This is a genomic window from Sphingomonas arabinosi (assembly GCF_036663715.1).
Taxonomy (GTDB): Bacteria; Pseudomonadota; Alphaproteobacteria; order Sphingomonadales; family Sphingomonadaceae; genus Sphingomonas.
On record NZ_JAXOJN010000004.1, the window covers coordinates 221748 to 240815 of the forward strand.

Below are 19068 nucleotides of genomic sequence, written 5' to 3' on the forward strand. Positions count from 1 at the left end.
TATCTGTCAGTAGGCTTATCTCCCCTCCCGGAAGGGAGGGGGCGGGGGTGGGTCGGCTTCCGCATCGAGAACCGTTGCGGCTCGCGCTAACCTACCCATCCTCAGCCCCTCCCTTTCAGGGAGGGGAGCAGGCAGGGCGCGCGCGCTGGCTCAACGCTAGATCGCATGCCCCTCGGTATCGCGCAGCACTTCGCGCCGCCCGACATGGTCCGGGCGACCGACGATACCGTCCTTCTCCATCCGCTCGATCAAGCGCGCGGCCGAGTTGTAGCCGATCCGCAACTGGCGCTGCAGCCACGAGGTCGAGGCCTTTTGCGACTCGCAGACCAGCTGGATCGCCTGGCGATATTGCTGGTCCTCCGCCGAATCCTCACCGGTCGGCGAGCCTTCCAGCGCGAAGCTCTCCTCGGGCTCCTCGGTGACCGACGAGATGTAGTCGGGCAGCCCCTGCGAGCGCCAGTGGTCCGCCACCAGCCGCACTTCGTCGTCGGTCACGAACGGCCCGTGGACGCGGACGATACCCTTGCCGCCGGGCATGTAGAGCATGTCGCCCTTGCCTAGCAGCTGCTCCGCACCCTGTTCGCCGAGGATGGTGCGCGAATCGATCTTCGACGTGACGTGGAAGCTGATCCGCGTCGGCAGATTGGCCTTGATGACGCCGGTGATGACGTCGACCGACGGGCGCTGCGTCGCCATGATCAGGTGGATACCCGCCGCGCGCGCCTTCTGCGCAAGGCGCTGGATGAGGAACTCGACCTCCTTGCCGGCGGTCATCATCAGATCGGCGAGCTCGTCGACGATCACCACGATCTGCGGCAACACGTCGTATTCGAGCTTCTCCTCCTCGTACATCGGCGCGCCGGTATCGGGGTGATACCCCGTCTGCACCTTGCGCCCGAGCGGCTGCCCCTTGGCCTTCGCGCCGCGCACCTTGTCGTTGAAACCGGCGAGGCTGCGGACGCCCACGGAGGACATCTGGCGATAACGATCCTCCATCGTCTCGACCGCCCATTTCAGCGCGCGCACCGCCTTGGCCGGATCGGTCACGACCGGCGACAACAGGTGCGGAATGTCGTCGTACATGCTCAGTTCGAGCATCTTCGGATCGATCATGATCATCCGGCACTGGTTCGGCGTCAGCTTGTACAGCAGCGACAGGATCATGCTGTTCAGGCCGACCGACTTGCCCGAACCGGTCGTGCCCGCGACCAGCAGATGCGGCATCGGTGCGAGATCGGCGATCACCGAATCGCCCGCAATGTTCTTGCCGAGAATGATCGGCAGCTGCGCCGACTGGTCCTCGAACGTCTGGCTGCCGACGAGTTCGTGCAGACTGACCGCCTCGCGCCGTGCGTTCGGCAGCTCGATACCGATCACGTTGCGGCCCGGAATCACCGCGACGCGCGCGGAGATCGCGGACATGTTGCGCGCGATGTCGTCGGCCAGCGCGATCACGCGGCTCGCCTTGATGCCGGGCGCTGGCTCGAGTTCGTACATCGTCACGACCGGGCCCGGCCGCACCTCGATGATCGATCCCTTCACGTGGAAATCGTCGAGCACGTTCTCGAGCAGCCGCGCGTTGCGCTCAAGCCCGGCCTTGTCGATCACGTTGCCCTGGCTCGGCGGCGACGGCGTGAGCAGGTCGAGGCTCGGCAGCGTGAAATTGTCGCGCAGGTCTAGCGACGACTGGCGTTCCTTGGGTTTCGCCTGCGACGGCGCATTCTGGCGGTCCGCGATCACGGGGGCAGGGCGCGGGTCCGGCTCGGCGACCGCGCGCGGCTCGACCGGTTTGCGCGTGAGGGTCAGCGGCTCGTCGTCGTCCTCGTTGATGTCGGCAAAGCCGTCATAACCTAGCGCCTCGGTGCGATTACGGCGGGGAAGGCGCCATTTGCGCTCGCCGAGGTCGATCTCGATGCTCTTGCCCCAGACGATCGCGCCCGCGATCGCCGCGATCAGCCCGACCGCGCGGGCGGACCACAGCTCGGCGACCGGCTGGCCGATGAAGCTCAACGCCCAGTGCACCGCGCTGGAGACCGACAGGCCGATCACGCCGCCCCAGCCGGCGGGGAGCGCCAACACCGAATTGCCCGACACGAATGCCAGTGCGCTCGCCATCAGTGCGACGCCGATTGCCGCCCCGCGTACCATCCGCAGCCAATGCCCAAGCGGCGCATCCCGCCACAGCCGCATGCCGAGGATGGGTCCGATCGGCAGCATCAGCGCCACCGCGGGCCCGAACAGGGTGAGCGCGATATCGGCGAACCACGCGCCCGGCGGCCCGACCAGATTGGCCGGATAGCCGCCCGACGCAGTGTTCAAGGCCGCGTCGCTCGGGTGATAGCTCGCCAGGGCCAGGGCCATCAGCAGCGTGCCGACGAACAACGCGATCGCCGCGATCAGCGCACCGCTGCGGACGGCGCCCGCCTTCACCGTCTCACGCCACAAGGCTGGCTGCGCGCGGCTGGCCATGACCCGTATTCTCCAAATTCGAAATAATGGAGAAATTCATCGTCCTCGGCAGCCTCAACGTCAAGCTAACCGCGCGACAACACGGGTTAAGCTGCGTCCGGATCGTCGTTGGCAGCGACCGGCGGGCGGGATAAAGCGGGCTCATGGACACAGATGTAATCATCCTCGGTGGCGGGCTGGTCGGCGCGACGCTCGCCGTGGCGCTCGACGTGCACGGCATTTCGACCATCGTGATCGATCCCGCGGACCCGGCGGTTACGCTGGCGCCCGGCTTCGACGGTCGTGCGTCGGCGGTGGCGAGCGCGAGCCACCGGATGCTCGATGCGATCGGCATCGGCGCGACGCTGGCGGGGCAGGGCTGTGCGATCCGCCAGATTCGGGTGAGCGATGGGTTGGAGCCGGGTGCGCTCGATTTCGTCCCGGCTGCCGACGATGGTGCGCTTGGTACGATGTACGAGAACAAGCTGATCCGTCGGACATTGTTCGATGCCGCGACCGCCGCAGCCAAAGTCGACCTGCGGATGAAGACGCGCGCAACATCGGTCGACCGCGCCGAATCGGGCGTTACCGTCACGCTGGACTCGGGCGACACGATCCGCGCGCCGCTGATGATCGCCGCAGAGGGTCGGAACTCGCCGACGCGAGAGGCCGCCGGGATCACGATCGCGCGCTGGTCGTACGAGCATACCGCGATCATCGCCGCGTTCCACCACGAACGCTCGCACGAAGACGTCGCATACGAAATCTTCTATTCGAGCGGCCCGTTCGCACTGCTCCCGCTCCCCGACGATGCCGATGGTCACCGATCGGCGATCGTCTGGACGGTCGACGCGAAGAACGCGCCCGGCATGCTCAAGCTTGGCGACCGCGCGTTCCTCGCCGAAGCGGAAAAGAGCATGGGCGGTTTCCTCGGCGCGTTGTCGATGGCGACGCCCCGGTCGAGCTACCCGCTCGGCTTCCACCATGCCGCACGCATCACCGACACGCGGCTAGCGCTGGTCGGCGACGCCGGCCACGGCATCCACCCGATCGCCGGGCAGGGCCTCAACCTCGGCTTCCGCGACGTCGCGACGCTCGCGGAGGTGCTGGTCGAGGGCAAGCGCCTCGGCCTCGATCTCGGCGACGCGGCGCTGCTCGCGCGCTATCAGCGCTGGCGCGGGCTCGACACGTTCATGACCGCCGCCGCGACCGATACGCTCACCCGCCTGTTCGGCCTCCCCGGCAAGACCGCCAGTGCCGTCCGCCGGTTCGGTATCAGTGCGGTCAATGCGATCCCACCGCTCAAGGACCGTTTCATGGCGGAGGCACGTGGGGAATCAGGCGACCTGCCGAAGCTCTTGCAGGGCACGATGATCTAGCGTGCCTTGGCCGATCCGGCGTTCCGACGCGAACAGCGCGGCGTGGCTGCGTTGCGCGTCACCGCGGCGATCGGTCAGCCGGTCTTGAGCCACTGACGGAGCAGCGCGGTGACTTCGCCGGGACGCTCCATCGGTGCGAGGTGACCGCAGGAGCGAAGCATGTGGAACCGAGACCCTTCGATCCGGGCACTCAGCGCGCGTGCGTCGTCGGGGGTGCAGATCAGGTCGCGGTCGCCGACTGCCACCAGCGTCGCGACTTGGATCGCTGCGATCGCCTCGCTGATGTCGGGACGAGCAAGGAGTGCGCGTTGCTGGCGTTCGAAGACGGTCTGGCCGACGCGCTCCGCCATCGCCTGTGCGGGGCCGGCGACGATCGCGGTCAGGCGGGGGTCGGCGTGCGGCGCGGTGGCAAGCAGGCCCTGGCCGACGACGGTGCGGGGGCGCACCTCCATCGACGCGCGCGTGCCGAACAGCGCGATCCGTTCGATCCGGTCGGGGGCTTGCCGCACCATCTCCATCGCGACGTAGCCGCCGAGGCTGACGCCGGCGACCGCGAACCGCGGCGGTGCACTGGCGAGGACACGCGCGGCCATTTCGGACAGGGTATCGTCCTGCGACAGGTCGCCGAACTCGACCTGCGCGACGGCGGCGAGGTCGACGATCTGGCGGGCCCAGAGCTGCCCGTCGCAGCCCATCGCGGGGAGCAGCATCAGCGGTGTACGCGGTCGGACCATGCGGAAACTCCGGTAGCGGCGGGTTGCGGGGATGCTCACGTCAGGCGACGAACGGGAAGGCGAGCGCGATCATCCCGACCAGCGTCATCACCGTGCAGACGGCGATGGCCGGCACGAGCGTGAAGCGCTGGTGATCGGCGAGGTCGATCCCGACCAGGCTGACCAGCAGATAGGTCGACGGCACCAGCGGGCTGAGCAGGTGGACCGGCTGGCCCATCAGCGACGCGCGCGCGATCGCTTCGGGGGCGACGCCGTAATGCGCGCCGGCCTCCGCCAGGATCGGCAGCATTCCGAAATAGAACGCGTCGTTCGAGATGAAGAAGGTGGCCGGCATGCTCAGCAGCGCGGTGATCGGCGCCATGTACGGCCCGAGCGCGGGGGGGATCACGCCGACCACCGCCTTGCTCATCGCCTCGACCATGCCGGTGCCGCCGAGGATCCCGGTGAAGATGCCCGCCGCGAAGATCAGCGACACCACCGCCAGCACGTTGCCGGCATGCGCGGAGATGCGCTCCTTCTGGTCGGCGACGCCGGGATAGTTGACGATCATCGCGATCGCGAACGCCAGCATCATCAACACCGACAGCGGGAGAATGCCCCACACCAGCAACGTCAGCAGCGTGATGACGAGGGCTGCGTTGAACCAGATCAGCTTGGGACGGCGGGCTTCGGGATATTGCGAAACGGCCATGCCGGTGAACTCGGTGTCCGCGGTTATGCCCGCTTCACCCATCCGGACGCGCTCCTTGCGCCCGAAATACACGGCGAGGCCGATCAGGAAGGCAAGGCCGGCGATCATGCCGGGGATCAGCGGCAGGAACAGCGTGGCGGGGTCGAGCTTCAGTGCGCTGGCGGCGCGCGCGGTCGGCCCGCCCCACGGCGTCAGGTTCATGATCCCGCTGGTCGTCATCAACAGGCATACGAGATACAGCCGGTTCATGTTGAAGCGCTTGTAGAGCGGCAGCAGCGCGGCGATCGTGATGATGTAGGTGGTCGACCCGTCGCCATCGAGGCTGACGAGCGCGCACAGCACGACCGTCCCGATCAGGATCCGCATCGGATCGCCGTGGACCATCCGGATCAGCCGCCCGACCAGTGGATCGAAGAGGCCGGTGTCGGTCATCGTCGAGAAGAAAAGGATCGCGAACAGCAGCATGACGCCCGTCGGCGCGAGGTTCTTGATGCCGTCGATCATCATCGGGCCAAGACCCGCGGCCTCGCCCGCGAACACGCCGAAGATCGACGGGATCACGATGAGCGCGACCAGCGGCGTCATCTTCTTGGTCATGATCAACGTCATGAACGTGGCCACCATCAGGAAGCCGAGCAGGGCAAGATTCATCGCATCGTCCTAGGAAAGGGCGTGAAAAAGGGGGGTGGGGGCGGTGGCAAGGGCCGTCGCAGTCAATGTCGAGCGGGCCGCCACAACCACTCCGTCATCTGACGAAAGTCAGGATCCAGGGTTACGGGGTGCAGTGCTGCGTGGCTCTGGGTCCTGACTTTCGTCAGGATGACGGGGCACGGGAGGCGCTTTGTAGGGCCCAAGACAGCGCCAAACACGGGACCGACTGTCAGCATCAGAACGTCACGCCGACACGGGCGCTGACCGTCTGACCGCTGTCGTTGCCGACATAGTCGCCGGCGCGGTTGTCGGTGTTCCACTGGATTGCGTTCACCTGGAAGCGGGTGAAGCTGTTGAGGTACCAGTTGACGCCTACGGTCGCCGCCCAGCCGTCGCCGCCGGTCAGCAGATTGTCGAAATCGAGGCTTTCGTAGCGCGCGGTCAGTTCGATCGCGCCGACCCCGCCGTCGAAGGTCGGCTTCAACACCTTGGGCTGGCCGAAGCTGCCGAGACGCGGGTTGTACGGCGGCAGATCGCCGGTCAGGAACAGCCCGCCCGAGACGCTCCACGCCTTGCTGACGAAATCGGGACGCCCGCCGTCGAGCCGCGCGTTGCGGCGGCCCGCCTCGCCCATCACCCACAACGGCCCGCGATAGCCGCCAAGCTCGACCCCGTAGCCGGTCGTGCCGGTGCCGCCGATCAGCGGCCCGGTCGACACGCGCAGCGCCCCATTGAAGCGGCCGCCGATCACCGTGTTGCGGGTCAGCGTGCCCGCAACAGACGACAGCGATTCGTCGAAGCCCCACGCGCCGATGTGGAGCACGCCGGTGTCGGACTTGATCGGGTTCCAGTGCGCGCGGCCGAGCACCGTGCGGCTGTCGCCGACCGCCTGCGTGCCGTCGATCCGGTCGCCGGTGACGGTGACCGACGCATGGCCGGTCTTCCAGAAGATGCGCGGCATCACGCCGATGCCGTAGAAGCCGCGCTGCGGGATGATCGCGGTCGAGACCGTGCTGCGCTCTAGGAACGGCGTCGAATCCGAGCCCGTCGAGCCTTCGAAGCTGCGGTCGTTGAACAGATGGCCGGCGCGGACGTCGTAATCGAGGCCCGGCGTGATGCGGTTGCGCCAGCCGACGAACGCGGTGACGACGTCGACCTCGTTCTCCGAGAAATCGCTCTCGAACTGGTAGAAGAAATGCGTGCCGACGCCGCCTTCGAGGCCGAGGCGCAGTGCGCGCATGCCCGTCGTCGTGATGTTGCGGCCGTCGTACTTGGAGCCGAAGCTGGAGCTGACGTCGGTCAGAATGCGGCCGCGCGGCTTGAACGTGTAGACGCCGTCCGCCGAGTGGAAGACGGGCAGGCCCGCACCCCATTCGGTGGTCACGCCCGACGGATTGTCGCGCGCGGCGACCGCTTGCGCGACGCTGCGGTCGGCGGGGCCGGGGGGCGCGAGTTGCGGGGCGAATGGCAGGGTGCGACGTGGCTCGTTATTCTGCGCGACCGCCTGCGGCGCGATCTGCACCGGCGCTACCGGAGCGGATGCCTGCGCGACGGCGGTGACATTCTCGAGCCGGTCGAGCCGCGACTTCAGCGCTGCGATCTCGGCGGCCTGCGCACGCACCAGCGCGGCAAGGTCGGCGTCGCTCGGAGTCGATGTCGGGACTTGGGCCAGCGCCGGAGTCGCGGCGATCAGCGCGAGTGCGGCGCACCCGGTACGGAAAAGAGTCATTTTTGGGCTCCGGTGGCGAGAATCGCGGTCCAGTCGCGCAGGAAACGCTGGCGCTTGACGCGGTCGAGGTTGACGAGAAGTTGTGGGCCGACGCGGATCGGGCGGGCCTGCGCGGCGGGAAGACGGCGCGCGGCCACATCCGTGCGGACCGGCCACAGGCTGCGCTTGGCGAGCAGCGACTGCCCCTCGCGCGACAGCAGGAAATCGAGGAACAGCTTCGCCGCCGCCGGGTGCGCGGCCTCGCGCGCGATGAACGCGATCCGCGACGTGACGATCGTATAGTCCTGGAGGAACGCGACGCCGATGCGGGGATCGGTTCGCGCGCGTTCCAGCGCGTAGGAGCCGATGACGTTGTACGCGATCGCCTGCCGCCCCTCGGCAACGCCGCGCAGCATAGGCTCGCTGGTCCGCGACAGGACGGGCCTGGTCGCGGCGATCGCCTCCAGCAACGACCGCGTATCGCGCGTAATAGCCAGGTCTTCGGACAGATATAGATAGCCGACGTTGGAGCGCGCCGGGTCGAACGTCGTGACGCGGCCGGTCAGCGCGCGGGCGTTCCGACGCAGCCACGTCTCCAGCGCGGCGTGCGTGCGCGGCACCTGTCCGGCCGGCACGAGGCGCTTGTTGTAGACGATCCCGATCGGCTCCGCGGTGACGCCGAAGCCCATGTTCTTCCACACGGACACCGGCGGCAGCGCGGGCTTTTCGGGACTGGCATAGCCTTGCGCGAAGCCGTCGTTGATCAGCTTCACCTGCAGGTCCATCGCCGACGACCAGACGATGTCGGCGGATAGTTTCCTGGCACGAGTCTCCGTGACGAAGCGGCGGTACATCTCGGTCGAACCGAGGTCGGCGTACAGCACGGTGATGCCCGGATAGCGCTTCCGGAATGCAGCGACGACCGGCAGCAATTCGGCGCGATCGGCATTGCCGTAGATCCGCACCTGCCGCTCGGCGCGCGCATCGGAGATCAGCTGGTCGTAGGAGCGCGGATAATTGGCAGGGCGCTGCGCCACGACGGCGGTCGCGGTGAAACTCGTAGCCAGCAGTGCGATCTTCAGAAAAATTCGGGTCATCGTCACTCTCCTCGCCTTCCGTCTCTGTGTTCGGATAGACTGCATCGGTGGAGTACGAAGCGAACCTGTCACCAACCTTTCATGGTTTTTCATGCGCATCCTGCTGATCGAGGACGATGCGGCATTGGCACGCAGCATCGCGGCGTTGCTGCGCGCGGGCGGGAATGCGGTCGATCACGTCGCGACCGGCGAGGACGCGTTGTCGGTGGTCGCGGGCGAGCCGTACGCGCTGGTGATCCTCGACGTCGGGCTGCCCGGGATCGACGGGTTCACCGTGTTGAAGACGTTGCGGCGGCGTGGCGAACGCGTCCCCGTACTGATGCTCACCGCGCGCGATGCGCTCGACGACCGGGTGCGGGGGCTCGATCTCGGTGCCGACGACTACCTACGCAAACCGTTCGATCCCGAGGAACTGGAGGCGCGGGTGCGGGCGCTTGGCCGGCGGCGCGGCGGCGATCCGCTGCCGGTGCTCAGCGTCGGAACGCTCACGATCAATCGCTCGACGGGCGAGGCCGACATCGCGGGCCGCGCACTCGACTTGCGGCGGCGCGAGCGTGCGGTGCTGGAGGCGCTGGCGACCCGCGCAGGCCGCGTGGTACCGCGCGAACTCCTGATCGGCGAGGTGTTCGGGTTCGACGAGCCGGTCGGCGACAACGCGATCGAGGTGCATGTCACGCGGCTTCGCGGCAAGCTCGCGCCCGATGGCCCCGGTATCCGCACCGTAAGGGGCGTCGGCTATATGCTCGATGCCGGCTGAGACCATAGCTACCGATCGGGGCACCCCAGCGCTGCGAACGCGCCTGCTGGTCGCGGTGCTCGGGCCACTGCTAGCGGCGGCGATCCTGATCGGCGTGGTCGGTGCGACGTTGATCGCCGACGTCGTCCGCCGTACCAACGACCGTGTGCTCGGCGGCGCGCTCGGGGCGATCGCCGAGACGGTGCAGGTCGAGCGGGGCGAGGTGACGCTCGACCTGCCCTCCGCCGCGTTCGGGATGCTGGAGAATACCGAGCGCGACAACGTCTATTACCGCGTCGCCGTGGGGCCAGATCTGCTCACCGGTTACGCGGACCTTCCCGCGCCCGATCCCGCCACGCTCGACATCGACGTGCCGCGCTATCGCTTCGCGCGCTACCGGGGCCAGCAGATCCGCATCGCCGAAGTCCGCCGCTCGCTGCCGCGGATCGACAAGCCGGTCGTCGTCCAGATCGCCGAGACGCTCGACAACCGCGGTGCGCTTACTCGCCGGCTGATGCTCGCTTTGCTGATCGGCGAATGCGTCCTCGTCGGTGCGGCGGCGTTGCTCCTCCGCCCTGCGCTAGGCTGGAGTCTGCGTCCGCTTGCCCGCCTCCGCGGTGCCGTCGAAGCGCGCGACGGACGCGCGCGTCCCGATTTCTCGCCGCTGGATACCGGTCCGCTCCCCAGCGAACTCCGCCCGCTCGCCGGTGCGTTCGACCGCCTGCTGGCGCAGCTCGACACCGCGACCGTCGGCGTCCGCCGCTTCACCGCCGACGCCTCGCACCAGATGCGAACGCCCTTGTCGGTGCTGAAGGTCCAGGTCGCGCTCGCTAGGCGGGGCTCGGGACCGGAACGCAGCGTAGCACTCGACGAGATCGCCGACGCGGTGACTCGTCTCGAACGGCTGGTGACGCAGTTGCTGGCGCTGGCGCGCGCGGAGGAGGCCGGCGTGTCCGCGCCGCTGGAGGCGGTCGACCTGCGTGAGGTGGCGGCGGCGGTCATCACGCGACAGATCAACCGCGCGATCGATGCGGGCATCGATTTGACGATCGAAGGCGACCCGGAGGTCAGCCACGTCGTGCCCGGCCACCGGACGCTGATCTTCGAGATCGTGTCGAACCTGATCGACAACGGCATCCGCTACAACCGGCGCGGCGGAACCGTGTCGGTCAGGCTCGAGACGACGCCGTCGGAAACGACGATTGCGGTCGTCGACGATGGTCCGGGGATACCGATCGACCAGCGCGAGATGGCGTTCGACCGGTTCGTCCGGCTTGGCGCGCCCGGCAGTTCGGAGGGCAGCGGCCTCGGTCTGGCGATCGTGCGGTCGGCGGCCACACGCCTCAACGCGACCGTGGCATTCGGCGACGCGGCCAGCGGTACGACCGTCGTCCTGCGCTTCTTTCGTGCGCGCGAGTAGCCAGCATCGATATCGCCAGGTGGGGAGGGCGCTGGGCGTGCGACGTCCTTAACGTGTCCTTTGCGGCAAGCCTCCGCCTGTCGCACGGATCGCCGCCTGACGGCTTACCGGCAGTTCTGCAGCGTGATCGCGTCGCGATGGTCGTGCGCTCGACCCCCTCGAGTGCGGTACGCCGGCGCGCCGCGAAATATTGTCGGGCGGTCGAAATGCTTTGCCATAATGCCGGTATGCTATTGTGGACGTGTGGGACTTTGAGTAGCAAATAGTCGCTTGGAACAGAGTGCGAACCAGACGTCCTTGCGGGACGAGGACGCCGATCATACGCTGATCATGGCGGCTTTCGGCCGTTCGCTGGACGCGGCCGATCCTTTCGTCGTCGGGTTCAACGAAGCGATATTGCCTATGGCGATCAGCGATCCGACGCTTCCCGACAACCCGATCATTCACGTGAACGCCGCGTTCGAGCGCCTGACGGGGTATCCCCGCGACGAGGTGGTCGGACGGAATTGTCGGTTCCTGCAAGGGCCGGAAACCTATTCCGAGGACGTGTCGCGGCTTCGCGACGCGATCGGGCGGGCCGAGCGGATCAAGATCGACCTGCTCAACCACCGCAAGGACGGGACGCCGTTCTGGAACCGGCTGCTGGTCGCGCCGGTGTTCGATCGCAGCCGGCACCTGCGCTATTACGTCGCGTCGCAGCACGACGTGACGCTCGAGCGCGAAACGCTGGCGCTGCTGGAAGCCGAACAGCGCGAACTCGAGGCCTCCGCCGCGGAGACGCAGGCTCGGCTCGTCGACAGCGCCGCACGGCTGCAATTCGCGTTGAAGGCGGGGCGGCTGGGCGCGTGGACCTTCGATCCGGCAAGTCAGCAGCTCGATGCGTCGACGGGTTGCAAGATCGTCTTCGGCTATGATCCCGACGCCGAGTTCGGCTATCCCGAGTTCCTCGAAGCGATCCATGCGGAGGATCGCGCGCGCGTCGTCGCGGCGATCGCCGAAACGGTCGCGACGGGATGCGACTATGACATCGAATACCGCATCGTGACGCCGACCGCCGAAGTGCGCTGGGTCGCGATCCGCGGCGAATTGCTGACGCGCGCGGATGGTACGGCTCTGTCGATGACCGGGTTCTCGACCGACATCACCGAGCGCAAGCGGACCGAGGAACACCGCGCGCTGTTGGCGGGGGAATTGACGCACCGCGTGAAGAACACGCTCGCCACGGTCAGCGCGATCGTCAACCAGACGTTGCGTGATGCCGCGTCGATGTCCGAGGCGCGCGACACGATCGGTGCACGGATCGGATCGCTGGCGGTCGCGCACGACCTGTTGCTGCGCGACGAGGTCGAGGGTGCGACGATCGCCGATATCGTGACCGGCGTGATGGCGCCGTTCGACGATGGCGGCGGTCGCCTGTTCTCGGTCGAGGGGCCGCATGTCCGGCTCGAGCCGCGCGTGACGCTGGCCTTGTCGATGGCGCTTCACGAGCTGGCGACCAACGCCGCCAAATACGGTGCGCTCCACGTCGCGGGCGGGCATGTCACGATCGCCTGGAGCGTCGGCATCGGCGAAGGCGGACGCAGGCTGGCCTTCATGTGGGAGGAAACCGGCGGCCCGGTGGTCACCACGCCGACGCGCACCGGCTTCGGATCGCGGATGATCGAACGCGTGCTCGCGCAGCATATGCGCGGCACCGCGCAGATCGAGTATCGCGGTACCGGGGTCGTCTTCACGATCGACGCGCCGCTCTAGGCTTGCGCGCGTCGATGCCGAAACCGCCTGCGCTGACGACTCCCGACGGGCGGTATATCGTGGTGCGCGGACGGCTCTGGCGTACCGCGAATCCTGACCTGCCTGAAGGCGAACGCGCGCGACTGGTTGCGGCCTTGATGGACGGACGGCGGGGCGTGGCCGCGGCGAAGCGGGGCGGGGACAGTGCGGCGGAGGCGGCTGCGCGGTCAGCGGTCGATGCTGCGAAGCACGGTCTCGGCGAGCGAGGCCCGGTGTGGTGGACCGACGGTGCGCCCGATCTCAACCGGCACATGGCGCGAACGACGCCGTATGCGGACTGGTTTGCGACGGTGGATGACACTGCGGATGACGCGGCGTAACAATAATACGCTTTTAACCGTAAACGACCGCCAGGCGGGACCCGACCCGGACTCAGCGCGTTGAGGGACCCTGATTTACGGGAAACGCAGATGTGCCACGTGCTTGTGATCGAAGACGACTGGCTTATCGCGGATCATATTATCAGCCTCATCGAACAAGCCGGCGCGACATCCTATGATCAGGCAGATTGCGAAACCGACGCGGTCTTCGCTGCGGGCGCGCGCATCCCTGACATGATCGTGTCCGACGTCCGGCTGCGCGAGGGGACCGGGCCGCTGGCGGTACAACGGATCATCGCCGCGCACGGCAATATCCCCGTGATGTTCATTACCGGAACGCCCGAAGCCTGCGTGCCGTGCGATCCGCCTGCCGAAGTGCTCGACAAGCCGATCATGGAGTCCGCGGTTTTGGAGACGTTCCGGAGACTTGCCCCACATTGACAGGTACGAGGTACGGCGTGGTTGGCGCCGTACCTCGACGGGATATCAGCCCTGGATATCGCTCGCGTCGAATTCCTTGAACGCGGCCTTCACTTCGGCGGCGCGGGCGTCGTCCTCGATATCGACCGAAACCACGATCTTGCCTTCCAACGCCGCATCGTCACGCGACTCCGGCGTCGGGCCCTTGCCTTCGGTATCCGAACCGGCCTTCTCGTCGCCGACGCTGTTGTCTGCGCCGTCGGTGGTGATGAAGATGTCCGTCCGTTCGACGCCCTGCTCCTGGACCAGGCGCTCGACGGTCATCTCGGCTTCGCGGCGGGTGTCGAACTTTGCCTTGAGGGTGGTGGACATTGGTCGCTCCTTGTTGCGGGTCAAAGGGTCAGGCGGGACACAGATCGGGCGATGCGGCATCCGCGCGATCGCTGGCGTCGATGTCCGCGAGGTGATCGAGAAAGTTGCTGAGTTCGGTGCGGCGCCGTGCTTCGTCGGCGAACTCGCGGTCGACGCCCAGCGCCCACAACAGCGAACGGCGATCGGGATCGTCATGCAACGCCGCGAGCTGCGCCGCGCGGTGCTCGACGTCGTCGGTCGTCTCCGCGAGCCCGGCTTCGACGATGTCCTCGGCCTGGCGACGCAGCGCCACGGCGATCTCGCCGAGCGCGAGTTCGGGATGATATTGCACGCCCCAGAAAACCCCGCCGTCGTGACGGATCTCGGCCGCCTGGATCGTCGTGACCGCGTTGCTCGCCAGCAGGGTCGCATCGGCGGGGAGCGTTTCGACCTCGTCGCCGTGGATCGCGGGGGCGTCCCAGCTGGCCGCGCGGCCGGCGAGAAGCGGGTGATCGCGGCCAGCGTCGGTCGGGGTGATGCGGCGGGCGATCCCGGCCTCCATCTGCTGCGGCATCTTGCGGACCGTCCCACCCGCGGCGGCGACCGCGAGCTGCAGCCCGGCGCACGATCCGAACGACGGCGTGCCCGACGCGAATACAGATCGCATGAAGGTCAGCTGGCGCCGGACCTCCGGGCTGTCGTCATAGACGTGGAGCGGCGATCCGGTGATGAACACCGCGTCGAACACGCCCAGGGCGTCGGTTTCGTAGACCTGTGCATCGTCGTCGGCGGGCGCGACGATCGTGATCTCGGCATCGGGCTGCAACTGACGGAGCGTCGCCGCATAGGTTTCGCCCGAGCTTTTGCCGGCATGGCGACGACGCGCCTCGCGCTCGTCCGCAGTCTCGCTTTCGGCAACCAAAAAATGCGGCAAACCCGGTCCTCTCCCGTTTCGGTTCGAGCGACCTCAACGCGCTGGCGGGCGTTTCGTCCGCCGCTGCCGCAAATTTTGCGCGCTCACATCTCCAGCGCGCGCTCGTAGCCAGTGAGTTCGAGATAGCCGCGACCACCGCGCGTGCGGACCGCGCCCTCCCAATAGACCGGCAGGCCACTGCGGCGGGCGTCGAGTTCCTGCGCGGCGAACATCGGCACCAGCCGCCAACGCTGGATGCCGCCGGCGACGCGGACGCTCAATTCCTGCGAGACGGGATAGACTGCCCCGGTTGCCTTGCTCCGCCATGTCGCGAGCGGGCGGAAGGCGACGTCTTTGGGGCCGAACACCGTCATGCTGCCGTCGGCGCGGCGGAGCGAGCCGCCCGTCCAGACCGTGCCGCCGCCCTTGCGCCGGATCCGGAACGCCATCAGCGCGGAGCCATCGTCGAAATTGAGGCCGGTCCAGTCCCAACCCCGCGCTGTGGGCGCGAGATAGTTGGACGACCATTCGCGGTCCAACCACGCCTCGCCGGTCACTGCGACCGTTCCGCCACCTTTGCGGACCCGGCCGGTGACGCGGAGATGCGGCACCGAGTAATAATAGCTCGCTTCCTCAGGGCGCGGTCCCTTGCGGCTATAGCCTCCGATCCCCTGCGGCAGGGGAGGCTGCGTCGGCTGGAAATCGAGCGCGAGGCCGAAGCCGTCCGCGTCGACGCGCGCCGTCCAGCGGCCATCGCCAGCGCGGCGCAATCGCCAGTTGCGGATCGCGACGTCGGCATCGCCGGTACGCGCCTGCGCCAGACCGAAGCCTTCGCGTGCCGCCTGCTCGCCGTGGAGCAGCTTGCCGGTGGCCGGATCGGACAGTGCGGCATGCGCGAACAGGACCTGGCGCGCGGCGAACCGGCTCGGGTTGCGCGGATCGACCGGCGGGCGCGTCCGGAAGAACGTAACCTGGAAGCCGAGATCCTTACCGTCCGCGGTCTTCAGCCAGCCGGTGACGTACCACCATTCGGTGCGAAACGCCGGGTGCGCGCCGTGATCCGCTGGAAAGCGCAGGCTGATCCCCGGCCGCACGACGGGATAGGGCGTGGCGGCTGGCGCGGCGACACCGATCGCGGCGATCCAGCCGAGCAGGGCCCAAGGTCGCAGCATCACCAATCCTCCCGCACCGACTGTACCGCGCTCTTTGCCGTGGCACGCCGCCCCGCCAGCATCGCGGTTGCCGCCGCCGCGCCCGTCAGCGCGGTCGCGACGCCGATCAGCGTGCCCACCGGAATGCGCGTGGTCATCGTCCAGTTGAACGACTGCGGGTTGATGACGTGGATCAGCACCTGCGACAGGAGCAGCCCCAGCCCGACCCCTGCGAGTGCACCGGTGAGACCGACGATCGCACCCTCGGTCGCGAGCATCCGGGTGAGCTGGCCGCGCGTGAGCCCCAGATGCCGCAGCATCCCGAACTCGCGTTCGCGCGCGATCGTCTGCGCCGACATGGTCGCTGCCACGCCTGCCAGCCCGACCAGGATCGCCACCGCCTCCAGCAGATAGGTGACCGCGAAACTGCGATCGAACAGCGTCAGCGCGAGTTTCCGCAGCGTCGCGGGCTGGCCGACCTCGACCTGGGGACGTAGGTCGGCGGGCAGGCGATCGGTCATCGCGCGCGCGACCTTCGCCGGATCCGCACCGGGCAGGATCGTCGCGGAAATTTCGTCGCGGCGGTCGTCGCCGGTGAGGCGCTGGTAATCGCCCTCGTCGATCAGCACCGCGCCCGCTTGGCGCCCGTAATCGCGCCATATGCCGGCGACCACGAATTGCGTGCGGCCGGCGATCGGCAGCGTGATGCGCTCGCCGGTATCCCAGCCGTACAGGCGGTGTGCGGGCTCGGAGACCCAGATCGGGAGCGCGTTCTTCGGCACCGGCGGCCCGCGATCGATCAGCACCAGCAACGGATCGCGGCCACCGCGCTCGGGTCGCGCGATCAGGCTGACCGGTGGGCGATCCGCGGCGATGGTCAGCGGGATCTGGCGGCTGAAGGCGAGCTGCGCGACACCGGGTGTCCCTGCGATGCGGGTGCGGGTCGCCGGATCGAACGTCGCGCCGGAAGTGGTGCGCAGATACAGGTCCGCGCCAAGCACCTGGTCGAGCCACTCGTCGACCGCGCCGCGGAAGCTAGTCACCATCGTCGCCATCGCGATCATCAGCGCGGTCGATGCGACGATTCCGCATAGCGCGGTCGCCGCTTCGCCGGGCGCACCGTGGAGGTGACGGACCGCGAGCAGCCCGGGCACGCTGCCCCGCGTCCGCCGCGCCAACGGGGTCAGCAGCGTGCGGGCGAACCACGGCACGCCCGCTACGCCGCCCGCGAGCATCAGCGCCATCCCCAGGAAACCGAACAGCGGCAGTCCGGCGATCGCGGGCAACAGCGACGCGGCGGCGCCCGCGACGAGTAACACGGCGGCGGGCCACCACGCGACCGGCCGCCGCGGATCGAGCACGTCGCCCGCGTTCTTGAGCGCTGCGGCAGGCGCTGCCCGTGCCGCGACGCGGGCAGGCAACGCGCTGCCGAGGATCGCCGCAAGCAGGCCGAGCGCGAAGAACCCGATCGCGGCACCGGGCTGGATCACGACGCGCGCGGTGCTGCCGCCGAAATAGCCCGCGCCCAAGTCGCCGCCGAACCAGTGGAGTGCCGCCCAAGCCAGGCCGTATCCTGCCGCCAATCCCGCCGCCGCGCCGACCAGTCCGATCGCGAGCCCCTCGATCACGACCGCGGCGATGATCCCGGCGCGCGGCATGCCCAATGTCCGGAGCAGTGCGAACGCGCGTTGTCGCCGCACCACCGACAGCGACTGCGCCGAATAGACGAGAAAACCGCCGGTCAGCAGCGCGACCAGCGCCAGCATGTCGAGATTGACGCGGTACGCGCGCGACAGTGCATCGCCCTGCGCGTTCTGCGTCTCGGCGGTCGACAGGATAGCGTCCGCCGGCAGGATCGCACGCAACGCCGGCTCCGCGGTCGCACGATCCGACAGCGCCAGGTCGAGCCGGTCGATCCGCCCGAGACGCCCGAACCGCCACTGTGCTGCGGCGATATCCATGACGCCGACCGCGGTCGATTCGTCCGTCGCCGGCAGCGTGCCCGCCACCCGCAGCGGCACCGATCGGCCATTGGCGACGACGACCACTTGCGTCCCGATCTTCGCGCCGACCTGGGTCAGCGCCGCGCGCGACAGGAACAGCGCGGACTCGTCGAACGCCGCGTCGTTGCCGGTATCGGGGCCACGCGGGCGGATGCCGATCAGCGACGGCGTCACCGTGGCCGCACGGATCACGTCGACGCCCAGCAGAGTCAGCCGCGCCTTACCGATCCGCGCATCGAGGCGCAGCACCGGGCTGGCATCGCCGACTCCATCGGCACGTGCGACGCGGGGATAGAGGCGTTCGTCGAAGCCGAGCGGGCTGGTCGCGCGGACCGACAGTTCGGCGGCACCGTTGACGCCGCGCATCGCGCCATCGAACGACGCCAGCGCCGAACCGTTGACCAGATGTACCGCAAACCCGAGCGCGACGCCGACCGCGATCGCGACTGCCGTCAACAGGAAGCGGGCAGGGTGGAACCGCCACTCGCCCGCGATCAGCCACTTGAGTCCGAGACGTCCCGACCAGAGCCCGGACCCCGATCTCAGGTCGCGCTCAGGCGCCACGCCGCTCCACCAGTCCTTCGGCACCCAGAGTCAGCACGCGGTCGGCGATCGCCGCGCTCGCGTCCGAATGCGTCACCATCACGCCCGCCGCACCATTGCCGCGCACCGCATCGGCGAACAGCGACAGCACGCGCGCGGCGGTCTCCGGATCGAGGTTGCCGGTCGGCTCGTCCGCGAGGATCAAAGCGGGGCGGTGGACGAGCGCACGGGCGATCGCCACGCGCTGCAACTCGCCCCCCGACAGATCACGCGCATAGCCGTCGCCGCGACCGTCCAGGCCGACCGCGTCGAGCATCTCCTCGGCGCGCGCCGATGCCGCGACATTGTCCGGTGAGACGAGTGCCAGCGGTAGCGCGACGTTCTGGCGCAGCGTCAGATAGGGGAGGATGTGGAAGGCCTGGAAGACGAAGCCGATCCGCTCGCGCCGCAACCGGGTCCGCGCGGTCTCGTCGAGCGTACCCAGCTCGATCCCGTCGATCGCGACGCTGCCTTCGTCCGCCTCGTCCAGCCCAGCGAGGATGTTGAGCAGCGTCGATTTGCCGACCCCCGATTCGCCGATGATCGCGACCAGTTCGCCCGCGCCGACGTCGAGATCCAGATGCCGGAACAACCGCCGCGGCCCCGGCACCGACTTACCGAGCGCACGGACCGCGAGAAGGGGAGGGGCGTCAGGCATATCCAGTCCGTGCAA

At 68.3% G+C, this 19068-nt stretch carries 16 protein-coding genes; 6 read left to right on the forward strand and 10 right to left on the reverse strand.

The genetic code is table 11. The features are described from left to right. Positions 1-156 precede the first annotated feature (156 nt). Complete coding sequence (locus U1708_RS09395; RefSeq protein WP_307087969.1) at positions 157-2469, reverse strand: DNA translocase FtsK; 2313 nt, start codon at positions 2467-2469, stop codon at positions 157-159. Between the two features lie 143 nt (positions 2470-2612). On the opposite strand from U1708_RS09395, the gene U1708_RS09400 reads away from it, so the two are divergent. Continuing rightward, positions 2613-3827, forward strand: a complete 1215-nt coding sequence (locus U1708_RS09400) for a UbiH/UbiF/VisC/COQ6 family ubiquinone biosynthesis hydroxylase (RefSeq protein WP_332744978.1) — start codon at positions 2613-2615, stop codon at positions 3825-3827. Between the two features lie 74 nt (positions 3828-3901). Here the strand turns inward: U1708_RS09400 and U1708_RS09405 are convergent, their stop codons facing one another. The 4 genes from U1708_RS09405 to U1708_RS09420 form a co-directional block, all read right to left on the reverse strand. Then, positions 3902-4561, reverse strand: coding sequence for an alpha/beta fold hydrolase (locus tag U1708_RS09405; protein ID WP_332744980.1), 660 nt, complete (start codon positions 4559-4561; stop codon positions 3902-3904). A 40-nt stretch (positions 4562-4601) separates the two neighbouring features. Beyond that, positions 4602-5903 (reverse strand): CitMHS family transporter, encoded by a 1302-nt coding sequence (locus tag U1708_RS09410; protein ID WP_307087976.1) that lies wholly within the window; start codon positions 5901-5903, stop codon positions 4602-4604. 235 nt (positions 5904-6138) lie between these two features. Beyond that, positions 6139-7632, reverse strand: coding sequence for an OprO/OprP family phosphate-selective porin (locus tag U1708_RS09415; protein ID WP_332744983.1), 1494 nt, complete (start codon positions 7630-7632; stop codon positions 6139-6141). Then, positions 7629-8708: an ABC transporter substrate-binding protein gene (locus U1708_RS09420; RefSeq protein WP_332744984.1), complete on the reverse strand. Its 1080-nt coding sequence runs from the start codon at positions 8706-8708 to the stop codon at positions 7629-7631. Before U1708_RS09420 ends, U1708_RS09415 begins: the two co-directional genes overlap by 4 nt. 91 nt (positions 8709-8799) lie before the next feature. Between U1708_RS09420 and U1708_RS09425 the strand changes: the two genes are divergently transcribed. The 5 genes from U1708_RS09425 to U1708_RS09445 all read left to right on the forward strand — a co-directional run bounded on the left by U1708_RS09425 (position 8800) and on the right by U1708_RS09445 (position 13416). Then, positions 8800-9465: a response regulator transcription factor gene (locus U1708_RS09425; protein ID WP_332744985.1), complete on the forward strand. Its 666-nt coding sequence runs from the start codon at positions 8800-8802 to the stop codon at positions 9463-9465. Continuing rightward, positions 9455-10864, forward strand: coding sequence for a sensor histidine kinase (locus U1708_RS09430; RefSeq protein ID WP_332744987.1), 1410 nt, complete (start codon positions 9455-9457; stop codon positions 10862-10864). Before U1708_RS09425 ends, U1708_RS09430 begins: the two co-directional genes overlap by 11 nt. A gap of 270 nt (positions 10865-11134) precedes the next feature. Beyond that, positions 11135-12616, forward strand: coding sequence for a PAS domain-containing protein (locus U1708_RS09435; RefSeq protein WP_332744989.1), 1482 nt, complete (start codon positions 11135-11137; stop codon positions 12614-12616). A gap of 14 nt (positions 12617-12630) precedes the next feature. Continuing rightward, positions 12631-12975: a hypothetical protein gene (locus U1708_RS09440; RefSeq protein WP_332744991.1), complete on the forward strand. Its 345-nt coding sequence runs from the start codon at positions 12631-12633 to the stop codon at positions 12973-12975. 90 nt (positions 12976-13065) lie between these two features. After that, complete coding sequence (locus tag U1708_RS09445) at positions 13066-13416, forward strand: response regulator (RefSeq protein WP_332744993.1); 351 nt, start codon at positions 13066-13068, stop codon at positions 13414-13416. A 45-nt stretch (positions 13417-13461) separates the two neighbouring features. Here the strand turns inward: U1708_RS09445 and U1708_RS09450 are convergent, their stop codons facing one another. The 5 genes from U1708_RS09450 to U1708_RS09470 all read right to left on the reverse strand — a co-directional run bounded on the left by U1708_RS09450 (position 13462) and on the right by U1708_RS09470 (position 19053). Continuing rightward, complete coding sequence (locus tag U1708_RS09450; RefSeq protein WP_332744995.1) at positions 13462-13767, reverse strand: hypothetical protein; 306 nt, start codon at positions 13765-13767, stop codon at positions 13462-13464. Between the two features lie 28 nt (positions 13768-13795). Next, positions 13796-14680, reverse strand: coding sequence for a type 1 glutamine amidotransferase (locus U1708_RS09455; protein ID WP_332744998.1), 885 nt, complete (start codon positions 14678-14680; stop codon positions 13796-13798). An 83-nt stretch (positions 14681-14763) separates the two neighbouring features. Continuing rightward, positions 14764-15831: a lipocalin-like domain-containing protein gene (locus tag U1708_RS09460; RefSeq protein ID WP_332745000.1), complete on the reverse strand. Its 1068-nt coding sequence runs from the start codon at positions 15829-15831 to the stop codon at positions 14764-14766. Then, the gene (locus U1708_RS09465) at positions 15831-18401 is read right to left on the reverse strand and encodes an FtsX-like permease family protein (protein WP_332745002.1); all 2571 of its coding nucleotides are present in this window, start codon (positions 18399-18401) and stop codon (positions 15831-15833) included. Before U1708_RS09465 ends, U1708_RS09460 begins: the two co-directional genes overlap by 1 nt. Then, complete coding sequence (locus U1708_RS09470) at positions 18367-19053, reverse strand: ABC transporter ATP-binding protein (RefSeq protein ID WP_332745004.1); 687 nt, start codon at positions 19051-19053, stop codon at positions 18367-18369. The genes U1708_RS09465 and U1708_RS09470 overlap by 35 nt, the downstream gene beginning before the upstream one ends. Positions 19054-19068 lie beyond the last annotated feature (15 nt).

What these genes read in the sequence shown, in the direction of transcription:
- U1708_RS09440 (WP_332744991.1), top strand. Translation starts at nt 12,631, where the DNA reads ATGCCGAAACCGCCTGCGCTGACGACTCCCGACGGGCGGTATATCGTG.
- U1708_RS09470 (WP_332745004.1), bottom strand. Translation starts at nt 19,053, where the DNA reads ATGCCTGACGCCCCTCCCCTTCTCGCGGTCCGTGCGCTCGGTAAGTCG.
- U1708_RS09395 (WP_307087969.1), bottom strand. Translation starts at nt 2,469, where the DNA reads ATGGCCAGCCGCGCGCAGCCAGCCTTGTGGCGTGAGACGGTGAAGGCG.
- U1708_RS09420 (WP_332744984.1), bottom strand. Translation starts at nt 8,708, where the DNA reads ATGACCCGAATTTTTCTGAAGATCGCACTGCTGGCTACGAGTTTCACC.
- U1708_RS09405 (WP_332744980.1), bottom strand. Translation starts at nt 4,561, where the DNA reads ATGGTCCGACCGCGTACACCGCTGATGCTGCTCCCCGCGATGGGCTGC.
- U1708_RS09415 (WP_332744983.1), bottom strand. Translation starts at nt 7,632, where the DNA reads ATGACTCTTTTCCGTACCGGGTGCGCCGCACTCGCGCTGATCGCCGCG.
- U1708_RS09400 (WP_332744978.1), top strand. Translation starts at nt 2,613, where the DNA reads ATGGACACAGATGTAATCATCCTCGGTGGCGGGCTGGTCGGCGCGACG.
- U1708_RS09425 (WP_332744985.1), top strand. Translation starts at nt 8,800, where the DNA reads ATGCGCATCCTGCTGATCGAGGACGATGCGGCATTGGCACGCAGCATC.
- U1708_RS09460 (WP_332745000.1), bottom strand. Translation starts at nt 15,831, where the DNA reads ATGCTGCGACCTTGGGCCCTGCTCGGCTGGATCGCCGCGATCGGTGTC.
- U1708_RS09430 (WP_332744987.1), top strand. Translation starts at nt 9,455, where the DNA reads ATGCCGGCTGAGACCATAGCTACCGATCGGGGCACCCCAGCGCTGCGA.
- U1708_RS09445 (WP_332744993.1), top strand. Translation starts at nt 13,066, where the DNA reads ATGTGCCACGTGCTTGTGATCGAAGACGACTGGCTTATCGCGGATCAT.
- U1708_RS09450 (WP_332744995.1), bottom strand. Translation starts at nt 13,767, where the DNA reads ATGTCCACCACCCTCAAGGCAAAGTTCGACACCCGCCGCGAAGCCGAG.
- U1708_RS09410 (WP_307087976.1), bottom strand. Translation starts at nt 5,903, where the DNA reads ATGAATCTTGCCCTGCTCGGCTTCCTGATGGTGGCCACGTTCATGACG.